This window comes from Bifidobacterium sp. W8114 (assembly GCF_016101165.1).
Classification (GTDB): Bacteria; Actinomycetota; Actinomycetes; order Actinomycetales; family Bifidobacteriaceae; genus Bombiscardovia; species Bombiscardovia asteroides.
Map to the genome: position 1 here is coordinate 309,973 of NZ_JACFRA010000004.1, position 23,658 is coordinate 333,630.

General features: G+C 57.9%; 18 protein-coding genes, 1 tRNA gene and 1 pseudogene. 12 read left to right on the forward strand and 8 right to left on the reverse strand.

Going from position 1 to position 23,658, the window contains the following annotated elements:
* Window positions 1-64: 64 nt before the first annotated feature.
* The 3 genes from H3T89_RS07365 to H3T89_RS07375 are packed head-to-tail and all read right to left on the reverse strand — an operon-like array spanning window position 65 to window position 4,954.
* Window positions 65-2,179 carry a beta-galactosidase gene (locus tag H3T89_RS07365; protein WP_269749212.1) on the reverse strand — a complete coding sequence of 705 codons (2,115 nt, stop codon included), beginning with the start codon at window positions 2,177-2,179 and terminating at the stop codon, window positions 65-67.
* A gap of 33 nt (window positions 2,180-2,212) precedes the next feature.
* Window positions 2,213-3,568, reverse strand: coding sequence for a glycoside hydrolase family 30 protein (locus tag H3T89_RS07370; RefSeq protein ID WP_415873473.1), 1,356 nt, complete (start codon window positions 3,566-3,568; stop codon window positions 2,213-2,215).
* Window positions 3,569-3,619: 51 nt separating this feature from the next.
* Entirely contained in the window at window positions 3,620-4,954 is a 1,335-nt protein-coding gene (locus H3T89_RS07375) for an MFS transporter (RefSeq protein WP_015021501.1), read from the reverse strand.
* A gap of 299 nt (window positions 4,955-5,253) precedes the next feature.
* On the opposite strand from H3T89_RS07375, the gene H3T89_RS07380 reads away from it, so the two are divergent.
* Window positions 5,254-5,871, forward strand: coding sequence for a TetR/AcrR family transcriptional regulator (locus tag H3T89_RS07380; RefSeq protein ID WP_198216655.1), 618 nt, complete (start codon window positions 5,254-5,256; stop codon window positions 5,869-5,871).
* Between the two features lie 120 nt (window positions 5,872-5,991).
* Here the strand turns inward: H3T89_RS07380 and H3T89_RS07385 are convergent, their stop codons facing one another.
* Complete coding sequence (locus H3T89_RS07385) at window positions 5,992-6,636, reverse strand: sugar O-acetyltransferase (protein WP_198216656.1); 645 nt, start codon at window positions 6,634-6,636, stop codon at window positions 5,992-5,994.
* Window positions 6,637-6,722: 86 nt separating this feature from the next.
* Window positions 6,723-12,143, reverse strand: a complete 5,421-nt coding sequence (locus H3T89_RS07390; protein WP_198216657.1) for an acyl-CoA dehydratase activase-related protein — start codon at window positions 12,141-12,143, stop codon at window positions 6,723-6,725.
* Window positions 12,144-12,638: 495 nt separating this feature from the next.
* Here H3T89_RS07390 and xseA point away from each other — a divergent pair, with 495 nt between their 5' ends.
* The gene (gene xseA / locus H3T89_RS07395; protein ID WP_415873477.1) at window positions 12,639-13,925 is read left to right on the forward strand and encodes an exodeoxyribonuclease VII large subunit; all 1,287 of its coding nucleotides are present in this window, start codon (window positions 12,639-12,641) and stop codon (window positions 13,923-13,925) included.
* 104 nt (window positions 13,926-14,029) lie between these two features.
* The gene (locus H3T89_RS07400; protein ID WP_198216659.1) at window positions 14,030-14,341 is read left to right on the forward strand and encodes an exodeoxyribonuclease VII small subunit; all 312 of its coding nucleotides are present in this window, start codon (window positions 14,030-14,032) and stop codon (window positions 14,339-14,341) included.
* Between the two features lie 6 nt (window positions 14,342-14,347).
* Here H3T89_RS07400 and H3T89_RS07405 read toward each other — a convergent pair whose 3' ends face one another.
* Complete coding sequence (locus H3T89_RS07405; RefSeq protein ID WP_198216660.1) at window positions 14,348-15,373, reverse strand: endonuclease/exonuclease/phosphatase family protein; 1,026 nt, start codon at window positions 15,371-15,373, stop codon at window positions 14,348-14,350.
* 209 nt (window positions 15,374-15,582) lie between these two features.
* Between H3T89_RS07405 and H3T89_RS07410 the strand changes: the two genes are divergently transcribed.
* Window positions 15,583-15,655, forward strand: a tRNA-Arg gene (locus H3T89_RS07410).
* 153 nt (window positions 15,656-15,808) lie between these two features.
* Window positions 15,809-16,690, forward strand: a complete 882-nt coding sequence (locus H3T89_RS07415) for a class I SAM-dependent methyltransferase (protein WP_198216661.1) — start codon at window positions 15,809-15,811, stop codon at window positions 16,688-16,690.
* A gap of 290 nt (window positions 16,691-16,980) precedes the next feature.
* Here H3T89_RS07415 and H3T89_RS07420 read toward each other — a convergent pair whose 3' ends face one another.
* Window positions 16,981-17,835 carry a helix-turn-helix domain-containing protein gene (locus H3T89_RS07420; RefSeq protein ID WP_015021493.1) on the reverse strand — a complete coding sequence of 285 codons (855 nt, stop codon included), beginning with the start codon at window positions 17,833-17,835 and terminating at the stop codon, window positions 16,981-16,983.
* A gap of 762 nt (window positions 17,836-18,597) precedes the next feature.
* Between H3T89_RS07420 and H3T89_RS07425 the strand changes: the two genes are divergently transcribed.
* The 7 genes from H3T89_RS07425 (at window position 18,598) to H3T89_RS07450 (ending at window position 22,877) form a co-directional block, all read left to right on the forward strand.
* Window positions 18,598-19,002, forward strand: coding sequence for a MarR family winged helix-turn-helix transcriptional regulator (locus H3T89_RS07425; RefSeq protein ID WP_198216662.1), 405 nt, complete (start codon window positions 18,598-18,600; stop codon window positions 19,000-19,002).
* Entirely contained in the window at window positions 18,999-20,426 is a 1,428-nt protein-coding gene (locus H3T89_RS07430; protein WP_198216663.1) for an MFS transporter, read from the forward strand. The genes H3T89_RS07425 and H3T89_RS07430 overlap by 4 nt, the downstream gene beginning before the upstream one ends.
* A 229-nt stretch (window positions 20,427-20,655) precedes the next feature.
* Window positions 20,656-20,919 carry a hypothetical protein gene (locus H3T89_RS07435; protein ID WP_198203733.1) on the forward strand — a complete coding sequence of 88 codons (264 nt, stop codon included), beginning with the start codon at window positions 20,656-20,658 and terminating at the stop codon, window positions 20,917-20,919.
* Window positions 20,920-20,978: 59 nt separating this feature from the next.
* Window positions 20,979-21,218, forward strand: a complete 240-nt coding sequence (locus H3T89_RS09025) for a Panacea domain-containing protein (protein WP_232348544.1) — start codon at window positions 20,979-20,981, stop codon at window positions 21,216-21,218.
* A complete protein-coding gene (locus H3T89_RS07440) occupies window positions 21,107-21,490 on the forward strand; it encodes a hypothetical protein (protein ID WP_232348545.1) in 384 nt (127 codons plus the stop codon). The genes H3T89_RS09025 and H3T89_RS07440 overlap by 112 nt, the downstream gene beginning before the upstream one ends.
* Before the next feature lie 257 nt (window positions 21,491-21,747).
* A complete protein-coding gene (locus tag H3T89_RS09220) occupies window positions 21,748-21,927 on the forward strand; it encodes a hypothetical protein (RefSeq protein WP_415873478.1) in 180 nt (59 codons plus the stop codon).
* Window positions 21,928-22,298: 371 nt separating this feature from the next.
* Complete coding sequence (locus tag H3T89_RS07450) at window positions 22,299-22,877, forward strand: hypothetical protein (RefSeq protein ID WP_198216665.1); 579 nt, start codon at window positions 22,299-22,301, stop codon at window positions 22,875-22,877.
* Window positions 22,878-23,425: 548 nt separating this feature from the next.
* Here the strand turns inward: H3T89_RS07450 and H3T89_RS07455 are convergent.
* Window positions 23,426-23,658 (reverse strand): annotated as a pseudogene (locus H3T89_RS07455) (hypothetical protein); the annotation flags it as partial.

The following is a 23,658-nucleotide window of genomic DNA, read 5'->3' on the forward strand; positions in this document are numbered from 1 at the left end:
ACTGAGCACTGATCCGCTCATATTGGCGTCCGGTCAGTCTGAAACCGGTCAGACTGAAGCCGGTCTATCGAACGATGACCGCCAGATCCCAGGGTCCAATGGTCATGGACTGGCCCTGATCCACATGCGCTTGAGGATCAGCCTGCCCGTCAGCCACCAGCAGATGCCCCCCGTAGGGCGTGTCCAGCCTGACCTCCTTGGATGAATAATTGAGCAGGTAAGCGACCCGCTCTCCCCGGGCGTTGATGCCCTCCCGCACGGTGACCAGGCCAGCCAGGTCCCGGGCAGGACCGCTCAAGCCAGCCGCATCCGCCGCATCCGAAAGCAGCATCCGCATGCCCTGGGCCGAGGGCAGGGTGCCGATCCACTCCGCGATCCCGTTGCCGTAATCATTACGGGTCACAGCCGCATACCGTCCCCAGACCGGATGGTCATAGGAGGCCAGGACCTGAGTGCCGGGGCGCGGATTCAGCAGCTCAATCAGCCCCTGGCAGGCAGGTCCGGCCTGGTCGGCCCCACGCAGATCCAGGCTCAGATCCTTGCCGGGACGGGTGAACTGGTTATAGTCGATGCCGAACACGTCGGTCAGCAGGTGCGGAGCCTTGTCATGCCAGACCTTGAGGTTCTCGTCCGCCACAAAGGAGCGCAGCGTGGCCACCAGGTGACCTCCCTGACGGACATAATCGGCCAGTGCCTTCAGCGTATCCTCATTGGTGCTGTACAAGGCGGGAACCACGACCATGGCATAGTGGCCCAGCCGGGACTGGTCGGCCTTGTCGCTGATGAAATCACACTCGATGTTGAGCTCGAAGAGGGCGTCGTAGACCCGTCTGACCACATCGTTGTAGGAGATCTGCCCCTGCTTACGGGGGAAGCCGGTCTCCAGGGAGAACCAGTCCAGGGCGGTCAGGGAATCGTTGCCCACCATGATGGCGACCTTGTTGCGCTTTTGGAGGTTGATCAGACGCTCCCCCACACCCTTCTGCGCTATCTGCCTGCCGAACCGGCCGGCCTCCTCATAGGTGGGGTTGGGTTCCATATCCTGCGAAAGCAGCCCCTTCCAGTAGGTCTCAAAAGAGTTGTGGATGGAATGCCAGTGCCAGTACATGACCCCGTCAGCCCCCGAGGCCAGATGGCTGTATGCCTGCAGCCGCAACTGCCCTGGGTAGGGCAGCCAGCCGTTCTGCCCCTGGGCCTCGGTTTCCAGAACCAGGTAGTTGGCGCCACCCTTCAGACTGCGGGTCATGTCCCCGCCGAAGGCAATCTCCTTGCCGGTCAGGTAGTCCTCGGTGGGATGGTAGATGTCCACACCGGCCACGTCCAGGCATCCGGCCGCTTCGAAATGATCGACGGCTGGCTGAACACCGTATGACCAGCCAGGACCCCAATCGAAATCGAAGTTGTGGGTGACGAACTGGTCCTCGCGGGCATATTCGCGCACAATGCCAGCCTGCCAGGCCAGGTAGCGGCTGACCTGGCTTCGACGGAAGCGGTCGAAAGCCGAACCCAGCGATGCATTGATGGTCCCGGTCAGATCGGGAAAGTCCTCCCAGGAGTCGATCCTGTTTGACCAGTAGTCCAGGCCAAAGGCCGCATTGAGACGGTCCAGATCATCGTCAAAGCGCCGCCGCAGATCCTTGACGAAGAGGCGCTGTATGTCGGGGGATACGCAGTCGTAGTACTTGGTCTCGTTGTCGACCTGGTAGCCGATCACCTGGGGGTTGTCGGCCACATGGCTTATCAGCCTGCGTATGACGCGCTCGCCATAGTACCGGTAGGAAGGATTGACGATGTCCATGATCTGGCGAGCCCCATACCGGTTGTGGCCCTTGGGGGTGTCCGCCAGGACATCCGGATGCATGGCGACCAGCCAGGAGGGGACGGCATAGGTGGGTGTGCCCACGATGACCTGAATGCCGAAGCGTTCAGCAGCATCCAGCACACGGTCCACATGGCTGAAGTCGAATACGCCAGGCTGGGGCTCCAGAGTGCTCCAGGTGGATTCGGCGATACGAATGGTGGTGATGCCGGCGGACTTCATCATGGACATATCCTTGTCCACCCGCTCATAGGGCATGTATTCGTCGTAGTAGGCACAGCCGAAGATGAGCCTGTCCGGCAGGCGCGTGATGCCCTGCGAAACCGAATGGTCCTTGGTTCGGACTGCATTGTCTGTCATGATGAACTCCAATCTCGATCTACAGGTCTACATTCATAGGACGAAGGTGTTGAAGGATCGCGGCTCCAAGGTTGCCTGGAAACCTTGGCTCCTTTCGCTATCCCCTCCCGGCCCGGAGAAGGAGAAGGGCATGGCGCGATCCAGGGCGTTCTGGACCACGACAACAACCGATCCATCCGGATTTTCGAAGGCTGTGGCCATGGAGCTGAAATGACCGCGAGTATCCAGCAGCCGAGCGCCCGGGCGTACATAGTGCGAGTAGTGGCGCATGACGTAGTACTCGGGATTCCGACTGACCCGGCCGGTGGTGGTGTCGATGGAGAAGAGGGAGTTCTGCCGCCAGCCCCAGGTGGATATGCCTTGGCCCAGGACCATGTTCCAGTAGGTGTAGCAGGTAGCTCCGGCCCGCAGATAACGGTTGACCAGCGAGAAGATATATTCGGCGTACTCCCAGGTGTTGCCGCCCATGCCACATTCGGACTCGGTCTGCTCCAACTCAACCTCAGGCCAGGACTGATGGGTGCGCTCGATGTCATGCTGGCCGGCCCACTGGTAACCGATGCCGGCAATATACCTGCGGCAGTCCTCGTCGAAGAGGATGTTGTCCACGTACCGGTTGTAGTTCTCCAGGATCATGCCTTCGGGGCCGAATTTCATATCCTCGGGACCATTGAGGGTCCCCAGGAAGATGGCCGTATCCGGTGCCTCTTTGGCGAAGAGGGGCCCCAGATAATCACGGATGAAGATGCGCATGTCCTCGCTGGACCAGAGGCAGGAGGGGAACTTCTGGTCCGCGAAGACCTCGTTCTGTACATGCAGCTGGTCGATGTGGATGCCGCGACGGTCATATTCGCGCACATATTCCAGAAGGTAGCGAGCATATGCAGTGAGATTGCGCTCGCTCATGTCGATCCGCCCGAAATTGTAGACCTTGGGCCGTTTCATCCAGGTGGGCGGACTCCAGGGGCTGGCGAACAGTCCCATGTTCGGCTGATACTTCTGAGCCTGGCGGATATACGGAATCAGGGTCCGCTCGTCGTGGTCGACGCTGAAATGCTCCAGGTCATAATCGCCGTCGGTCTCGTCGTAGCTGTACCAACTCGCGGCGAAGTCGTTGGCACCCACCGGCGTCCTGTTGAAGGTCAGATTCAGCTCGTCCGGACTGAAGAGCTCACGGATGACCCCCTCACGTTTCTCCTCCCCCAGCTCCTGCAAGGGCAGCCACCCCAACTCATTGAAGCAGCCGCCAAACCCTCGCAGAGCCTGCAATTCGGCACCGGTGCATTCCAGATCGGTTGACGCCTCCAGGTCGGAGACAGCCAAGTGCTGCTCCTGCATGGCCTGCCGCCGAGTGGTTGCAACCCAAATCGGTCCTGTATTCCTATTCATGGATCTTCTGCTCCTTTGTATAGTTTTCCTGTATGCCCGCATAGGCCGGGATCACTTGACGTTTCTGATCATCAGGATAAAGACGCATCCCAACAGTGCGAAAACGATAGCAGTCGGGAAGGCCGCCGCATAACCCCAGTTCAGCGTGATGAAGGACATGACCAGAGGACCGGCCATCTGCCCCAGCGTGGTGGCCAGGTTCAGGATGCCTAGATCCTTGCCGGCCTCCTCCTTGCTGGGCAGGACATCGACGTTGAGCGCCTGGTCGACGGACGAATAGACCCCGTAACCGAACCCGGCGATGCCGGCATACAGATACATGCCCATGACCGTGGGGCTGATCCAGGGCATGGCGATGCCGATGGCGAAGAGGACGGAGGCGACGACCACCGGCACCTTGCGCCGTCCGATCAGGTCGGAGACAGGCCCGGAGACCAACGAACCCAGCAGGGAAACCACCATGGTGATGACGGACATGACCGAAATGGTGGCGGCAGCCTGGGTTACGGTTTGACCCACATACTTTTCGATGATGTAGAGCTGATAAGCGGAGATCATCTGATAGCTCAGCAACATGCAGAGCCTTCCTGCGAAGGCCTTATAGAAGTCATGGGCCCCATGGAAGCGCGGTGGCTGGAAAGACTTGAGGACATCCATGAGGGTGCCCTCGTCCTTGGGCAGGTATGCAGCCGAGCCTTCCTTGGGCATGATCAGAATGGCCACGACACCACCCAGGAACATGAGTACGCCGGCGAGAACAAAGCCGGTGAACATATGAGTCACCAGGGCCGCGCCGATCAGGGAGCCGATGGGCGAACCGATGGTAGAGCCTGCCCCATAGAAAGCGGACAGGGTTCCGCGCACACCGGATGGCACGCGGTCGGACAGGATGGCAACCATAGGGGCGATCATGCAGTTCAGACCGAACATGCAGAGGCAGTAGACGATTGTCAGCAGGACCGGGTTGGTGGTCATACCGGTCAGGAACAGGGTTACGCCGCCCAGGACTGCACCGCCCAGGACCCATGGGGTTCGACGTCCGTAGCGGGAGCGGCTGCGATCGGAAAAGTTGCCAAAGAGCAGGTTGGAGACCAACGAAGCCACAGCCGTACAGGCATTGACTATGCCCATCAGCGCCTCGGGCGCGATGCCCGGGACCTGCTTGAGGTGCTCGGGAAGCAGCACGATACTGACGATGCCCAGGCCTGACATCCACAGAATGCCGAAGGCCAGGAAGCTTGCCCCAAACCGAAACAGGGTCTTTTTTGGAACCGGTTTGCCCGTCTCGGGCGATAGGAGCGGATCCCGCTGGGCTGCAGCAAGGGCGGCCTCATGCGCCTGCAGAAGTTCAGAATCTTTCGATGTCGGGGTTGTTGAGTCGCTCATGGTGTCGACCTCTTTCAACTAGTCTTCTCTGACACATCCAATGTTTGGCAGCCAACCATATCTACCATCCATTAGATAATCATATATCTAGCAGTTATTCGATAGCTTTGTCAAATCATTGACTCGATGCAGATCAGCTAGTACCCAGTGCTTGTTTTCCCTTTACCAGTAAGAGACGAAACCTTATTGGGCCATACATCCGACGCTTTTATGAATTTGTCCCCATGTACCATGGGTATCAAAAGATCAGCAGCACCCAGGCGCTCAAAAATAGTGAGAAGGAGCCGCAAGACCAGACAATGGCGAGTCGAACCAGAAAATCACCAGAGGTGAGGCGGGCTGAAATCACAGAGGCCGCCGCCCACCTCATCAGCCAGCATGGGTACAACGGCATATCGCTCAAAGACGTCGCCGACATGGTGGGGATGTCCCAGCCGGGGGTCCTCCATTATGTCGGCAGCAAGGAAGGCCTGCTCTCCCTCCTGGTCACCGATATCTATGACGTCAATGGCACCCCGGAGGAATTCGTGCAGACAGGCCTGCCCGGGTCCGACCCCGATCATCCACATCTTCCTGCCTATTTTGACTATCTGGTCGCCCACAACGCGGGACAGCCTGAACTCACTCAGCTGTATACGGTCCTGGAAACCGAGGCCATCTCCACCAGCCACCCCCTGCACGATTACTTCATCCGCAGGCCTTCAGATGTCTGGGAACACTATTCCAAATTCCCCTGGCTACTTCCTGATGGCATAGAGTGGGCGACAGACATGCAGGGCAAGGTGAGAATGAGCCTGGAAGTCATGGACGGCATACAGATACGGTTGCTGCGTGAGCCGAGAATCGACTACGTCCGAGAGTGGGACCGGTTCAAGGCGCTGATCTTCCCCTCTCCGCTCTGGGATGGATATTGCTGATCAAATCAGGCACATCAACAGTTCAACATTCAAAACCACGCCCACCGGAGTTAAACCAGCAATCGGATGCCGGAAACCGCCTGCAGAGGAATCAAGGGAGTCAGCCCTCAATCAACCCGCCTAATCCATCCTGAAGGGCCGGGCATCATAAGGCGGCTGAAACCGGCGATCCTTCCAGAAGTATTCATAATCGTGCTCGTCGATGGGGCGGACGACCTTGCAGGGGTGGCCGTAGGCGACCACGTCGGAGGGGATGTCCTTGGTGACCAGGGAACCTGCCCCGATGACCGTATTGTCGCCGATGGTCACTCCCGGCATGATGATGGCGCCTGCTCCGATCCATACATTCCTGCCGATGCTGACCGGAACCGTGAACTGGGGCGTTCCATAGGCACGTATATCGGGGCGAATGGCGTGCCCGGTGGTCACGATGGTGACATTGGGGCCGAACATGGTGTGGTCGCCTATGTCAATGCGTCCATCGTCGACCAGAACCAGGTTGAAGTTGGCATAGCATTTGCTCCCCCAGTAGGTGTTGCAGGCCCAGTTTGCCCGCACCGGTCCCTCAATCCAGCTGCCTTGACCGAATGACCCGAACATCCGCCTGCAGAGGTCCTGCTTTTTCTCCACCTGAGTAGGACGGCAGGCGTTGAATTCGAAGACCAGATCCTGCTGAGCATCCTGGACCTGCTTCATTTCAGGCGTATCGGCAATGTAGATCTGGTCGGTGTCCAGCAGAGCCTCGATCTCTTCGCGGCTGGTCATGGGAAACCCCCTCTTTCCTTGATCCTCGTGGTTCAGCAATTCCGAGGCCGGCGCGTTGGCTCCGGACACCGGCCTCGGCCTGGCGGCTACAGGCTCTCCAGAACCTTCTCCTCGTCCTGGACGGGTGCTGCCTGCCCCGCATCCAGACCGGTCGATTCCGCTGCTTGGAATCCGGCGCCAATCTTACGGTCCTGGCCGGGCTTTTGCTGGTCGCCCGGCTTCTTGGCAGCGGCGATCATCAACTTGATCCTGTTGAGCTGGTTGGCCTCCGAGGCGCCGGGATCATAGTCGATCGAGACGATGTTGGCCTCGGGGTAGGTCCTGCGGATCTTGCCGAACATGCCACGTCCGGTTACATGGTTGGGCAGGCAGGCAAAGGGCTGTGCACACACGATGTTGGGGGCGCCGGACTGAATCAGTTCGATGATTTCGCCGGTCAGGAGCCAACCCTCTCCCGCCTGAACACCCAGGGAGGTGACCGATGCGGCCTTGTCCCTCAATTCGCTGATGTGGGCGGGAATGTCGAACTTTCCATGGGAGGCCTTGAAGCCGGCGATCATGGGGGCACGGTAGACATCCGCAGCCTTGAGGACGATCTTCTTGACACCCACCTGGCCGCCGGTGCCCAGCATCTCCTCGTTCCATTCGGCGTTGGAGATGCCGTTGACCATGAAGTCGCAGACACCGGGGAGCACGGCCTCGCAGCCCTGGCTCTCAATCAGGTCGACCACGTGGTTGTTGGCATCGGGATGGTACTTGACCAGGATCTCCCCGACTACGCCAACTCGCGGCTTGCGGGGAATATTGCGCAAAGGCAGCTGGTCGAAGGCACGGATCATCCGCTTCATCAGGGTGCCATAGGGCAGATAGCCGTGGCCATAGACCTTCTTGGCGGTCTTGGAGTACCCGTGGTGCTCGATGGTCTCCTTGCAGATCGTGTCCCAGAGCTTGTAGAGCCTGTTGGCTGATCCAGGCTCCTGCTCGTAGGGACGGACCCTGAGCAGGCACTCGATCATGGCATCGCCCAGGTAGAAGGCCTTGACGGCGCGGTGCAGCAAGGCTGGGGTTACCTGAAGACCTGGGTTGGCCCGGAATCCCTGGACGCTCAGCGTAATGATCGGGACGTAGCCATAGCCTGCATCAGCCATGGCCTTGCGCAGAAGGCCATAGTAGTTGGTGGCCCTGCACATGCCGCCGGTCTGGGTGACGATGACCGCGCACTTGTGCGGGTCGAACCTGCCGGACAAGAAGGCGTTGACCAGCTGCCCCACCACGATGATGGCCGGGAAGCAGGCATCGTTGTTGACGTACTTGACCCCGGTGTTGATGTCTTCCGCCGTGGCATGCTTCAGGAGCTCGAAGTGATAGTCCGCGCTGGAGAAGACCGCCTCCAGGAGGGAGAAATGCACGGGGGACATCTGCGGCGCTACCACTGTAAATTTGTGCCCCATCTCCTTGGTGAAGCGATGCTCGGTGGCGTACTTGGACAGGGTCGGCTTGGCAGCGGCCCCGCTGGGCTGGTCATCCTTGCCCTGATTGTCGGCTTCCTGCCGCTTTTGCTGCGATGCCATGGTCTCCCGGATGGGCCTGATGCCCATGGGATGAAGGCCTATCAGACCCTGATCGCTCTTGTCGTGCAGAGCCACGAACCGGGCCAGAGCCACAATGTCGGCCTTGCGCTGGGACAGGTTGACCTTCTGCGCGTTGGTGGACCGGAATCCTTCCGATTTCGGCTTGTCAGACGCATCTGCATCCACTGCTTCAATATGGCTGGCAAGGTCTAGCGAATCCTGAGAGTCGGATGAATCCTGCGCTTGTACCTGCACCTTGACGGGGGCTTCCTTCTGATCTTCGCTGCCCTCCTGGGCCAGATCCCGCTGGTGGCGTTCGTCCATGGCGGCCTTCAGCGAGCGCAGACGAATCTTGGCTGCACCCAGGTTGGAGACCTCGTCGATCTTCAGCTGCGTGTAGACATCGCCCTTGTCGGCCAGGATCTCCTGAACCTGGTCGGTGGTGATGGCATCCACGCCGCATCCGAAGCTGACCAGCTGGACCAGCTGCAGGTCGGGATACTCTGAAACGAACCTGGCGGCGGAATAGAGCCTGGAGTGGTAGGCCCACTGGTCGGTCACCCTCAGAGGCATCTTCTGATGGTCGTCGCCGAAGCCCGGCACAGTCTTGCGGAACTTGGCTGCCGTGGGGTTGTTGGAGGCCAGGGCACGCTCCCCCGCCGCCGGAATGATGTAGTCGCTCAGCTTGGGCAGCTTATGCACGTCCAGCTCGCAGATGGAGTCCTCGGAGAGCACGGCCATACCCAGGGAGCAGATGGTCTCGGGAATGCCGTGGTTGACCTCGGGATCCACATGGTAGGGTCGTCCCGACAGAACCACGCCCTTGACTCCGTACTCCTGCATGTAGGCCAGGGCACGAAGCCCCTCCTGGCGGACATCCTCCTTGAACCGGGCATCCTCACGGTAGGCCTCCTGGACGGCCGTCCGGGCCTCATCCTCGCTCACATTGGCCCAGTCGAAGACCTTGACGATCCGCTCGACCATCTTCTCCTTGTTGGAGAGGTTGAAGTAGGGCCGCATGAAGCGGACGCCGTTCTCCTTGAGCTCGGCCATGTTGGCCTCGATCACCACCGGGTAGTTGGCCACGATGGGGCAGTTGTAATGGTTGTCCGTATCGGGAACCAGCTCCTGCTCATAGGTGACGCAGGGGTAGAAGATGGTCTTGATGCCCTTGTCGACCAGGGAGTGGATGTGACCGTGAACCAGCTTGGCCGGGTAGCAGATGTTCTCGGAGGCGATGGATTCCATACCACTTTCGAAGAGCTCATGGTTGGATCGCCCGGAGATCATGACCCGGAAGCCCAGAGAGGTCAGGAGGGTGAACCAGAAGGGATAGTCCTCATACATGTTGAGCACACGTGGAATGCCGATATCGCCCCTGGTGGCCCTTTCCGGGGTCAGACGGCGGTAGGCGAAGGCCCGCTTGTACTTGAAATCGTAGAGGTTTGGCCTGTCGGAGCGCTGCCGGTTCTTGTCTCCACCACGCTCGCAGCGGTTCCCGGTCACATAGCGGCCGCCGTCCTCGAATTCGGTGATGGTCAGCTTGCAGTGGTTCTGGCAGAGCTTGCAGACATCGTGGGTGGTGGTCATGGAGAGGTTGTCCAGATCATCCCCTGCCAGGATGGAGCTGACCACATGGCCGTCTTCCACCCTCAGATCGGGCAGAGTCGTCTTGAACTCCTGGTCATTCTTGGAGGCAATCTTGTTGACGGCGGCCGGTGACAACTTTGGCTTGGTGGAAGCCGGGACCGAATTGGGGGTGGTGGGCGTGCCGCCCACGGACTTCGCCCCGTCGACCACGTTCAGTGAAGGGTGGGCCATGTTGGAGTTGGCTGCAGTAAGATCCTCGACCTCTTCATTCTGCGGGCAGTGCATGCGGGCCGTCAGCGCGGCACCGTAGGCCCCCATGAGCCCGGCGATGTTGGGCCTGGTCACCTTGCGACCGGTCAGGAGTTCAAAGGCCCGCAGAACGGCATCGTTGAGGAAGGTGCCTCCCTGGACCACGACCACCGGCCCCAGGGCATTGGCATCACGCAGCTTGATGACCTTGTAGAGGGCGTTCCTGACCACCGAATAGCAGAGCCCGGCGGCGATGTCCTCGGGGGAGGCGCCCTCCTTCTGAGCCTGCTTGACCGAGGAGTTCATGAAGACCGTGCAACGGGAGCCCAGATCGGTCGGGGCCTCGGAGGCCAACGCCTGCCTGGTGAACTCCTGGATGCTTATGCCCATGGACTGGGCGAAGGTCTGCAGGAAGGACCCACAGCCTGCCGAGCAGGCCTCGTTGACACAGATTGAATCGATGACCCCGTCGTTGACGGCGATGTACTTCATATCCTGTCCGCCGATGTCGATGACCGAGGTGACCCCGGGGCTGATCTCCTCGGCGGCCCGGTAATGGGCCATGGTCTCGACCACACCCTCGTCAACATGCAAGCCTGCCTTGACCAGACCCTCACCATAGCCGGTAGCGCAGGCACGGGCGATGTAGGCGCCCTCGGGCAGGGACTTCCTGACTTCCTTGACGATGTTGGCGGCTGCGATCAGAGGGCTGTCCTTATGCACCCCGTAGGTGGACCAGACGATGGTCTTGTCGTCGTTGACCAGCACGGCCTTGATGGTGGTGCTGCCCGCATCGATGCCCAGGAAGTGCGGCCCCTTGGCCCCGGACAGGTCTCCGGTGGGGATGATCTGAGCCCCATGACGGTCATTGAACTCCTTGCGCTCCTCCTCGTTCAGGAAGAGCGGCCGGATGGTTCTGGCCGTCGAGGGCATGTTCTCCAGGCCCTTCAGGGCGGAGAGGACGCCCTCCAAGGAAGTCAGATCAAAGTGCATGTCTTGATCGTGGCGTGCATCCTTGGCGGTTTCCGTTGCGGGAACCTTTTTCTCGCCGTCGACCAAGGTGGTTGTGCGGCCGTCCTGCATGGCATCCTGCAGAGCCATCTTGTCCAGGTTCGAAGCCTTCTCGGACCGCGCCCGGTCGACCTCCTCCTGGTCCAGTCCCCAAGCCGGGCCGAAGGGATCGTTGACATCAGACTCAGGCGAGTAGTCGGTCTTGACCTGCGCAGCACTGTCCTGATCGTCCTGGTTGTGGCGGCCAGCCATGATGGCGGCGCCATAGGCCACATAGAGGTGCGCGTTCTCAGGGATGATGTAGCGACTGACCCTGTCCTGGAGGATCCGCTTAAAAGCCTCCCTGAGCTCGCTCATGAAGAAGAGGGGCCCGCCCAAGAAGATCACGTTGCCGCGGATGGGGCGTCCGCAGGCCAGACCGGAAATGGTCTGTGTGGCAACGGCATTGAAGATGGATGCAGCCAGATCCTCCTTGGCGGCTCCGTCGTTGATCAGAGGCTGGAGGTCGGATTTGGCGAAGACCCCGCAACGTGAAGCGATGGGATAAATGGTCTTGTACTTGGAAGCCATATCGTTCAGGCCTGAAGCATCGGTGTTGAGCAGGGTCGCCATCTGATCGATGAAGGCTCCGGTTCCGCCAGCGCAGGATCCATTCATCCGCTGCTCCGGAGTGGGCTTCAGATAGGTGATCTTGGCATCCTCGCCGCCCAGCTCGATGATCACATCCCCCTCGGGATAGGTGGCGTTGATGGCCTCGGTCTCGGCAATGACCTCCTGAGCGAACTCAGCCTGAAGCTGGCTGGCCAGTTCCAGCCCACCCGAGCCGGTGATCACCAGGCTGATGGGATTGCCGGCCAGACCGACCCTGGACAGTGAAAGCTTGATGTCGGTGACCAGTTCCGCCACGCACTGACGCACGTTGGCGTGATGGCGGCGATAGTCGCTGAAAAGCGCCTGATCCAGCCTGTCCCCTGTGCCAAGAACCACGGCCTTGACTGTGGTGGAACCGATGTCCAAACCCACACGCAGGAGATCCCGCGGTCCTGTGCCCTTAAATCGACCCGCTATGTCGACGCCATCAGACATGAAACTACCTCAATCCGTGAGACCGCCGCATGATGGGTTCGAAAAGCAGACACCACATCATATCCGGCTTACTCTATTTATGCTACCGCCGGAACGTAAACAACTTCTGCGATATCAGGGAATCAAGACTGTCTCCTTTGACACAGCCGCCGGCAAAACTGCCTCTGTTGCAGGCAAGCCGCAGACCAGGGCAAGTGCATCAAGGCCTTGGTTGCAACCCTTGTCCTCCAACTTTCACCTCATTCCCAACCTCCTAGCTGGCGGGAGAAAGGCCGCTGTGCCCTCGGCGAAATCGGCTCAGGAGCAGCCGGCAGAGGGCCTGTAGGGAATTTGCAGAGCATATGAAATTGTCCCCGTATTGAGAGACCCTGAAAGGACGTTTCCTTCGCTGACCAACCCGAATACCATCCTGTACAGGCTATGCCAGATGAGTTGGTCGGGCTGGCGGAACCGATGGTCAGGAGGCATCAGGTGCGAGCATACATGGGTTCGAACATGCAGGGGTCGATGGGTGCACCGGCTGGCTCAGCCTCGTCCGAACTGGCCCCCAAACCCTTGGACCAGCTGCCCCGACTGGCACGGGATACCACCGAGGAAGACCCCTGGCCGGTCAGCGTGCTCAGCCAGAAGTACCACGACGCGGTGGCCCGCTGGCCGGGAGCCTGGGTGGAGGGTCAGATAGTGGAGATCAACACCCGCCGGACCGGTTCAGCATATTTGACCCTGCGCGACAACTTCGAGGACATCTCCATCAACGTCATGGGATTCCGGGCCTTCGCCACCCAGGCCAGGGAATTCCGCCAGGGCGACCGGGTGGTGGTACACGGGCGACCCGACCTGTGGATCAAACAGACCCGTCTGAGCTTCATGGCCGACCGGATCAAGCGTGTGGGCACCGGCGACCTCAAGGAGCAGATCGACCAGCTCAGGCGCAAGCTCAAGGGCGAGGGCCTCTTTGATGCGGAGAACAAGGTTCCCCTGCCCGAATTCCCCCGGCGCATCGGCCTGATCTGCGCGCCCAAGGCCAGAGCCGAAGGGGATGTAATCACCAACGCCCGTCTGCGCTGGCCCACCATCGAATTCTCCGTTGTACATGCACACGTCCAGGGGCCTCAATGCCCGCCCGAGGTGGTTGAGGCCATCCAGAAGCTGGATGCGGATCCTGCCGTGGATGTGATCGTCGTGGCCAGGGGCGGCGGCAGCTTCGAGGATCTGCTGGGATTCTCTGACGAGTCCGTGGTTCGGGCCACGGCGGCCTGTGTCACCCCCATTGTTTCGGCCATCGGCCACGAAGACGACTGGACCCTGATTGATCTGGCGGCGGATCTGCGCGCCTCCACTCCTACCGACGCAGCCAAGCGGGTGGTGCCCGACCTGGTCGAGCAGGAGGGAATCATCCAGGAGGCCCGGATGCGCATAAACGCGCGTATCGAAAATATGGTCGAAGGCGAGACACGTTTGATTGAGGGATATGCCAACCGCCCCAGCCTGACCAAGCCGCAGACCATGCTGGACAAGCCCCAGCGGCTGGTCGACGAGTCTTTGGTCCGCCTGGACATCGCCCTTCGGCGGATTGTGGACGACGCCTCCCTGACCGTGGAAAAGCTCCAATCCTCGCTTACCGCCCTCTCTCCCCAGTCCACGCTGGACCGCGGATATGCGGTCGTGCAGGCCTTGGACGGGAAGGTGGTCGTCAGCCCCCAGCAGGTTCGGGTCGATCAGAATCTGACCCTGACTGTCAAAGAGGGCCGGATCGAGACCAAGGTCGTCAGCGGGCAGTGACCAATCCCACGTGGTCAGCCACATATAATCATTCGCGATGATCATCAGCATCATCTGCAATTTGATAACGCGCCAAATAAGAATCAGACAAAAGAGGAGCAGGCATGAGCGACACCGACGAGGAGCAGACCAAGGAACAGCCAGTTCTGGCTTCGGCCCTAAGCCAGAAGGAACGCGAGGCCATCGCCAAACTGCCTTATGAGCAAGCCCGCGATCAGCTGATCCAGGCGGTTCAGGCGCTGGAGGCCGGCGGGCTGGATCTGGATGCGTCCATGCGGCAGTGGGAGATTGGCGAGGCTTTGGCCAAGCGCGCCCAGGAACTCCTCGGTCAGGTGAGGGCCAAGCTCGATGCCGCCCAGCAGGAGCAGGCCAGCGCCGGGGCCCAGGCCGGAACACAATCCAACTTGGATGCCTGAAGTCCCCTACCCCACCATCACCGTGGCCAGCAGGGCCGCATGATCCGACCCCGAGATAGGTATGGTCTGCAGCCGGTTGGCCCTGATGTCACGGTCCACCACAACATGATCGATGGCCACCAACCTGGGCAATGGGGCTCGGTTTGCCGGCCAGGTCATGCTCATGCCATGCCCGGCCTGACGGGCCCCATCGCTGAATCGCTCCCCCAGCATGTCTCGAAAAACGGCATGATCATAGGTGGCATTGAAGTCGCCCATCAGCACGTATCGAGTGTGCTCGTGTTTCCGCAGCTTCCCCAGGTCGGACACGCTGCGTCGCCAGGCATTCCAACTGCCCGGTTGCGGCGAGGTGGTATGGACCGAGACGAATCTGACACTGGTCTGGCCCCTGCCGAAGTCGATGCTGGCCGCCGGCATCATGGAGGAGCGAGAACCCACGTCGTCCCTTGAAGGCGACTGCATCGGGGCGGCCGTCCAAAGACCGTTGCCGTATTCCTTCGAAGATGTGGAAAGCTGCTCGTGTGGCAGGTAGCGGTCGATGCCTGCCTTGTGCAGACGGTCCACAAAATCATTGCTGACCTCCTGCAGAGCCAGCACCTCCACCCGGTTGTCGCTGACAGTCTTGACTACCTGATCGGCATCGGCCTGACCCTTGTAGACGTTCAGCGTCATGACCCGGGCCACATCGTCGTACCGGTCGGGATGCTCGAGGGCCATGAGCTGATCAGCCTGCCCGTTGAGCTCGGATCCTTCCTGATAGAAGGGATACTGCCAGTAGACATTCAAAGCCAGGGCGGCGATAAGCACCAAAGCTGTGAACCATCTTGAAGCCATCAGGGCCAGAATCAGGGCCAGCAGACTCAAAAGGATGAACCAGGGCGTCAGAGCGGCCAAATCCGGCAGGTATGGTATCGACGACAGCCATTCCGGGCAAGCACGCGCCGCTAGAGCCAACAAACTGGCCAACGCCAGCAGCCTGGCCGTCCACCCAAAGACATGCTTCACCAGGAAGGACTGTCTGAATTTCGCCATGGTCTCCTCCAGCAAATCATCGCCAACCCGGTCCCCCTTCCGAGGAATGCACAGTCAGCTCGGCCGTTGAGCAATTGTAAACCATGACAGTATAGCGAGCCGCTATAAGAGGCTGACTTCCCCAAGAAGAGCACGGTACCAAGGCCTTCCCTTGGTCTGCACACCAGCGACCTGTCCAAGTCTCACTTCGTGGTACAGTAGTTTCCGTTGCCCCGGTAGCTCAGGGGATAGAGCACTTCTCTCCTAAAGAAGGTGTCGTGCGTTCGAATCGCATCCGGGGCACCCTGTATTTGCCAACGAAGTTGATATTCAGAATAATAAAAGTTGCATATTCGCGCATGACTTACGAGTCTGCACAAATCTGCAGTTGAAAAACCTGTTTTGGACACTGTCCAACTCGATCACTGTTGATAAGCCTCATCAGAAAGGAGCACCTTGCCTCAAGGTTTGCACCAGAACGAGGATGTAGAGGATAATCTCCTCAACTGGAATGACAGAGCAGTTGTGCATGCCAATGGTGGCTATGGAGACCTGGACGCTTTTGCGGATGACCCATCGGCTCTGTCGCCCGTGACTGTGCGCGATCTGGAGGTTTTGAAGCCTCATCTGCCCGAGCACAGCGTTAAAGGGTTACGCCTTTTACATCTGCAATGCCATATAGGCTCTGATACCATCTCGTGGTGGCGCTTGGGAGCACGAGACGTATATGGCCTGGATTTCTCTCCCACCTCGCTGGATTATGCCAGGAAGCTATCCGAAAGGGCCGGAGCAACGATAACCTATGTTCAAAGCGACGCCCGTTGCGCTGCCGATGCCATGCCCGAGCAGAAAGGCTCGTTCGATGTCATCGTCACCAGCTGCGGAACCATCACCTGGCTTCCCGATCTGAAGGACTGGGCTCGTTCAATCGCCTCCCTGCTAGCAGACGGCGGAATATTCATGATCCGCGACAACCATCCCCTGCTTTTCGCATTGAACAACGAGGGCTTGTCGATAGTCCAAGATTATTTTGGCGGGACAGAAACGACTTATGAGACGGATCAAAGCTACACGTCGGCAACCGACTCGCTCGAAGATGGTACAACACCCAGAATTACGCACACCACCAATCACAATTGGGCTCACGACTTCCAGGAAATAAGCAGTGCCCTGTTGGGTGCGGGACTGACTATAGAGGCCATCGGCGAGCATAATGTGGATGACTGGCAGTCACTGCCGATGCTTGAGTACAGCCCTGATCTCAAGGGCTGGATTATGCCCCGAAATCAGCCTCAGATTCCCCTGACATTCTCGATGGTAGCCAGAAAGAAAGCCTGACAGGGTAAGTTCGAGCGTGGTCTGGCTTAGACATGGTCTGGCTTAGCCCGGCAGCCCGTCCAGCGGATTTGCTGCTGTTCTTATTCCGCCCAAGCATATGTTACACAACGAAACTAACAGCAGGATCTCAGACCCAATTGCGATAGCGAATTATCGTTCACCTTCGATTCCGCCAATGTCAGGGGACGAATCGATGAAAGACGGCTTTGTGAATGTGTAAAGCGCGCATCGTAGAGATAAATTTATTCAGATACGCCTCTGGAGCTGACAGGCAAATCAATACCTGTCAGTCACCCGCCCTGCTTGAGTCTGCGATACTTCATGGGTGTCATTCCCGTGCGCTTCTTGAAAGAGGCACACAGCGAAGATTCGGATGTGAAACCGCACTGCTGACAAATCTGTCGTATGGACATCCCTGTGTTTACCAGCAAATACTGCACAGCATGGATACGGGAATCCACCAGATAAGCATGGGGCGTGATGCCGGTTTCCTGCTTAAACAAACGAATAAAGTGATACTCGCTGAGAAAGACCCGCTTGGCCAGCTCGGAGACGGTGAGCGGCTCGTACAAGTGGGAGGACACATAAGCGATCGTGTCTTCAACCACCTCCTCCTGCTTTCGCTTGAAGGAGCGCGGCTGCTCATCGGCAAACTCGGTGAGCAGGTCGGTGATGTATTTGGACATCCTAGCTTCCGAATAGCCGTTTTCCGCCGTCATCCAGGAGGTAATGGTCCGCATCCGCTCCAAGGCGTAGGTCTCGGAGGAGAGCATGAAGACATTGCCCAGCTTCCTGATGATGTAGTCGTAGTAGGGCCGGGCCATAACGCCGTCGAAATGAAGCCATTGGGCGGTCGTCGGGACATCGGTACCGTAGGCATGGCGTGCGTAGCAGTTGACCAACGCAAACCGGCCCTCCTCAGCCACGAACGAACCTTCAGGCAGATTCAGCGTCAGTCTGCCGCTATCGATATGAATAATCAGATAGCTGTCAAAGGATCGTCGCTCCAGCCTATAGCCGGGTTCATAGGAGAATTTGCCCACCCGCAGCGGATAGAAAAATGTTGTTCGCGCAATAGCCGAAGGGGTGTGAATCAAAAAGTCAGAAGTATTGGCATCGATGCCGTGCTCGGCAGGCTTCGCCACGATGCACCCTCCTTTCCGCACAAACCACTTCCCCCACGAATCACGACGGCCGCTCCTGACGACCTCCAAACGAACTCAGGACCATAAAGAAAGCAAACGGCAGCTCCGACCTTGCACATGAAACCACAAGATAAGGCATAAATCAGTTATAGGCATCGTCCTTGCCGATACAGCAATGCGTTACCGCATACTCAAACAATACAAGGCAACGTCAGCATTTCTATTACTTTATAGAATCAGTGTACGTTGAAGCCCTGCTGCTCACCATATTCTTCAGGTGCTTCTGCCAGGCATCCACACCCTGCTTCGGACTGTCTTCTTGTCGGTTTAGGCAGAACCGACATCGTCGGCAAATACGGTCCGAGCGTAGACTTCGAAGGGTAGCTTGGCCTGACCTGGGATCACATCGTTTGCCGCCTTGCACCGGCCTGATGACGGCCGCTGAATTACCGATCATTTCGATGATAGCTCTAAATACAGCGTGGCTTGTAAAAGCCTGCTGATGCTCAAATAAGGAGCAATAATCATCGAGACTCAAAACTGAAGACGAATTGAACTTGACCTCGGTCCACAAAAGATCCTGTCCGACAGAATTTCGCAAATACGAGGAAGAAACGCAGAGCCTCAGGAGATTGCATCGACGACCTATATACGCAGGCTTGTCCATACTTGGGAGACTATTCATTAGGTAGCTAACAATCTAACCGAAGAGGGCCCTTTAGCGAAGACTATGGCAAGCGGATCAAACGGGCAGCCAACCTCATGTCACGATCCATGGATGTCTATGCGGCCCAGTACGGGCTGACCGGCACTCAAATGTCCATCATCGACTACCTTGGAGAGTCCCAGGACCACACCCAGCGGGACATTGAGATGGAATTCGACATTCGCCCGTCCACAACGACAAAAATTTTGCAGCGAATGGAAGCCGGTGGACTGGTCGCCGCCAAACGCGACCCCAGGGACGGCCGCCAACGCATCATTGCCCTGACCGCCAAGGCCCGTGGCCTGCAGACAGCGGTTCGGTCCTACATAGACGACCAACAAACAGCCATGGAGCGCCGGTTCGATCAGCATGATCTGGGTGCCTTTGACCGCGTGTTGGCCTATTTCATCGCCTTGAATTCCGATGATTCCTCCCAGTCCGGAAAGGAATCTCGCTCATGAGCGCAACTCGAGCAGCGCAAGCACAAAGCACAGCAATCCCCCACAAGGTCATCGGCGCGGTGGTAGCCACTGGCATCATGTCCTTCTGCGGCGTGATTGTGGAGACGGCCATGAACATCACATTCCCGGCCCTCATGAGCCATTTCGGTATCGGGACCTCCAGCGTGCAATGGATGACCACCCTCTACCTGCTGGTCGTCGCCTCCATCACCCCGCTCTCAGCGGCCCTCAAACGCCGATTCCGCAGCCGGACCCTCTTTCTGTGCGCCAACCTGCTCTTCCTGGCAGGCCTGGTCATCGACGCGCTGGCTCCGGTCTTCCCCCTCCTGCGGCTGGGCAGGGCCATACAGGGTCTGGGCACCAGCATCGCCCTCCCCCTGATGTTCAACATCATCCTTCAGGAGGTTCCGACAAAGCGCATCGGCACCATGATGGGCGTGGGCACCCTGATCACGGCCATCGGACCAGCCGTCGGCCCCACCTTCGGCGGGCTGATAGCGACCACCATCGGATGGCGTTTTGTCTTCATCATCCTGATCCCCGTATTGCTGATCTCACTGGTGACCGGCCTGGCATGCATACCCTCGGTTCCGGTGGCGGCAGATGGTAACCAGGCCGGACTGGAGCCACTTGACATATTCCTTATGGTCCTGGGCTTTGCCGGTATGATCTTCGGCATCAGCAACGCCTCGGCAGGATGGCTCTCCTGGAGATTCGGCGGTGCCCTGGTCCTGGGGCTTATCGCCCTGGCAGCGTTCACCCTTCGCGCCCGGCATCAGACCCAACCAATCATCGACGTGCGCTTGTTCACGGACATCCGCTTCTCCCTGCATGTCGGCGCTTATATTCTCATTGAGATCAGCGCCCTGGCCCTCTCTTTCAGCCTGCCCAACCACCTGCAGCTGGTTGATGGCTGCACCTCGCTGCAGGCCGGACTAGTGGTGCTGCCGGGCGCGGCAATCGGAGCTGTTCTGGCCCCGCTCTCCGGCAGGCTCTACGATCAGCTTGGCCCACGAATTCCCATCATCAGCGGCAGCTGTGTCGCCCTGATCGGTCTTCTGGGATTTGCCCTGATGGCCCGTCAGCTGACAGCCTTGACCATCCTGATTGTCTATATTTTCTTCATGCTGGGCATCGGGCTGAGCTTCGGCAACATCATGACCAACGGCCTGCACCGGTTGAGCCAGGAGCAACAGGCCGACGGTAACGCCATCTTCAACACTGTCCAGCAGTTCGCCGCAGCCATCGGCAGCAGCCTGGCGGCCACCATCGTCGCAGCAGGTCAGACCGCAGTCGCAGACAGACGGCTGGGCACCATCAACGGCTCACAGCATGCCCTGACCCTGTTATTGATTGTCGGCGCCCTGGAGGTTCTGCTGATCCTGGCCGCCCTGCACCGTTCTCAGAAAACGCAGCGCGCTTGAGAGACGGCGACCTTCAGTCCACGTCCAGGAAAACCCTTATCTCGTTTTCGCCACGGTTGGACCAAACGAAATAACAAAATGAGGAATCAAAGTGGCCGTGGTTGGCAGGTGACGAACAGGTTGCCATTGGCGGTAAAACGGAGCAGCATCAGCCAACTCTGCAGACTCTCGCCAGGCAGGCACCCCGCAGTTTGACCATGCTGCGGCTGACTGCGGAGGCGCCCAGATCATGGATCGGCCTGTCGAAGGCAATGGAGGCATTATTGGCGACTCGAACACTTCCATCTCCGCCGCCAGCATCGAACACACCACTGAGGGCGCCGACGACAACAGGGACATCATCCGAGGCCCGCTCAACACCAGGAATGAGCTGCGCGAACACGATCCGACCGGCTACGACCTGCGGCGGACATCCATCCGTATACTGACCTACCTCTGGAACACCAACCCGGTCAACCTTGACTACAGCGGGCATATGAACCAGCTAGCCTAAACGCGAAAATCAATAAGACAGGAGGTAAGAATTACATGTATGCATTGACTATCGTCAACATGCTGATCAACTATCGTCGGTCACACCTGTATCTGACCAATATAAAAATCAACAAGTTGGTTTACTTCGCACAGGTTGAATGCCTCCGAACACATGGGCATAGGCTGTTCGATGGACCTATGCAAACATGGGAGTACGGTCCCGCGGAACCGTGCGTTTATACAGCATTCAAAAAGTATGGTTCAGATCGAATCACTGCCCCAGCCGTATCGAGGACAACCATCAGGCCAATTCCTTAGCGGACTTCCAAGACACAAAGGATGTGGTTCAAAAGGTTGTCGATTTATACGGACCATTGGCAGCTTTCGAACTTGTGGACTATTCACATCGCAACGGTTCAGCTTGGAACGCGGTGAATGAGCCCCGCAAGAACAACGCAATCGCTGAAAAAGCCGTACGCAGCTCTCACGATAGCATCGGTCATCCCGATTTGCGAAGGACCTTGGCAGGTGGTGTTCGTGCAGTGAATGAGCGATTCCCCAATGCGCTGAAACTGTTGAAGGACTCATGAAGAATGAGAAGTTGGTTGCAAAGAACAAACCAGCAGAATATTTGATTTGCACAAGCTGGAAATACTGCAAACTGGAGGTTTTGGTAAAACTGATATTCGGGGCAAACAGAAACAACACCTAGTAGTTGAGAGCAAATTGCTGATTCCTGTTTACATAGTCTTCTGCATTTGCTTTCTTCTGCATTTGCTTTGGCATCAGCCCTGCTGTGCGATATGAATTCACTGACATTTTCAATCAGGTAAGCAGGTTGGCAGAAATGTTGGCAAAGGACCATATTTTCGGTGATGGTAACAAAAGAACTGCCATGCGCACTTCACTTTCTTTTTCTCTTCAAAATGGGTATCGAATTGGATATCAACGATTCGGACAAGCCGATGCGCAATGGCATGTATTGCTGGATGCAAGAAATGGCCAGAGGGCAGAAGACATTCACTGAGCTTGTCGCAGAACCCAGGAATGCAGGCAGACTCATATTAATTTTCCAGCCGCTGTTTCTGTACGGTAAATGGCCGGTAAGACAACGTTGTGGCAATGGCACACCTTCAAAGACTTCCCCAAAGCAGAGCACAATTCCTGTTGTGCTTTCAGGCCTACTGAGGTTAGAGACCGCGCTCGTGATGCTAAGAGCGACGGCCAACCAGGTAAATGTGGCCAGCATTCGACCACTGCAGATACCGATCGGCAAATATTTGTATATCTTAAATAAAGAGCTAAACTTGCTTGAACCAACAACCGCTATTCTGGGTTATGAAACTTAAATCTAATCAACAGCGTCGTGAACTCTCCCCACCTACCTAAGGAGCACTGATGAAGAAGACAAAGGCTTTTGGACAGACGGACTTTGATCCGGCAGAGGCGCATCAGCGGGATCCCCAGGGACACATGGGACGGCTCACGGCATTGTCAGCCCCGTTCCGTAGCGAGGCAAGAACGGCTGGGGCTATCTGGAAGAAACAGATAATTGCCCTCGTAGCAGTATTGATGAGTGTGGCCCTGTTCTCGGGCTGCCAGGGATCGAACCGTTCAGAGCCGTCCGTGGAACAGGTCTCCAATTATCTTTCATCTTTGACCAAATACGACGTTTCTGGTGACGGCACCGTCAAAACCATCTCTGCGGACAAATCGGGAACCCTGTATGTACTTGCAAAACGGGCCGGCCTTAAGCAGACAGAGGCCGCGCAGTGCAAGGTGAATGGACAAGCCATGCAGCACTCTTCTTCAAACTTGAATTATCCAGCAGGCGACGGGCAGAACTTCTTCCCCTTTGCGAAAATCGACATTAAGCAGGGCAATCCGCACAAGCTCACATGCGACCAGCCCAATGGTGTCAAATTGATCGCATTGCTCGATCCCCACGTTCGAAGCTTGCCAAAGCAGGCTGCATAATTCCGGTTATGGCCTTTCCACACTCAAACGGCGAGTCAATTCCGGCATTAATCGCTCGACTCCTATCAGTAAGTGCCTCCATAAGTAACGAATCGTCTTTCGTCCGGTCTTTTCTGATTCATAGGCCGATCGGTTGGCTTTAACCAGGCTTTTCCGGATTGCAGCTTTTAGTAGAAAGCAGACAGAACCTGAAGAACCAGTGAAGTGTAAAGAATCCTTACCTACAACATTTGCACCTAAGCCGGGCCACATCGCATTCTCCGGCCAATGCAGTAAAGAATGGTTGAAATCCTACTGCGAAAAACACGCTGGCGACTCAACAACTACGTGGCCCTGGCGGTCATGGCCACCGCCCTGCACGCCCAGCGGGAACCCAGGCGCAGGAGCCTTCCGGCCCAGCGTCCGATCTTTCCTGGTGTCATCATTGATGTTTCCCTTCCACTACTATGAAGGGGACGGCCTCATGGCCGCCCACAAGTAACGCCAGCGGGATAGGAGACCTGCCAAGCAACCGGTCCCGCTGGCAAATTCTTCAATTTTCTAATCAGTCAGCCGATGCCACAAGATCCATCTGGATTGCAGCCATGATTTCCAATCGGCTTTTGATCCTGTATCAACTTGTCCCAATCGATGCCTCCACTGTTGCCGCCGCCTTGCGGAGCCGCAGGAGCGGGCGCGGGCGCGGATCCCCCTCCACCGCCGCCTTTGTTGGCGGATGGCCGGTAGGTGGGCGTGTAGCCGTTTCGGCCGCCGCCATAGGAGGGTGCCGTCCGTTGCGCCT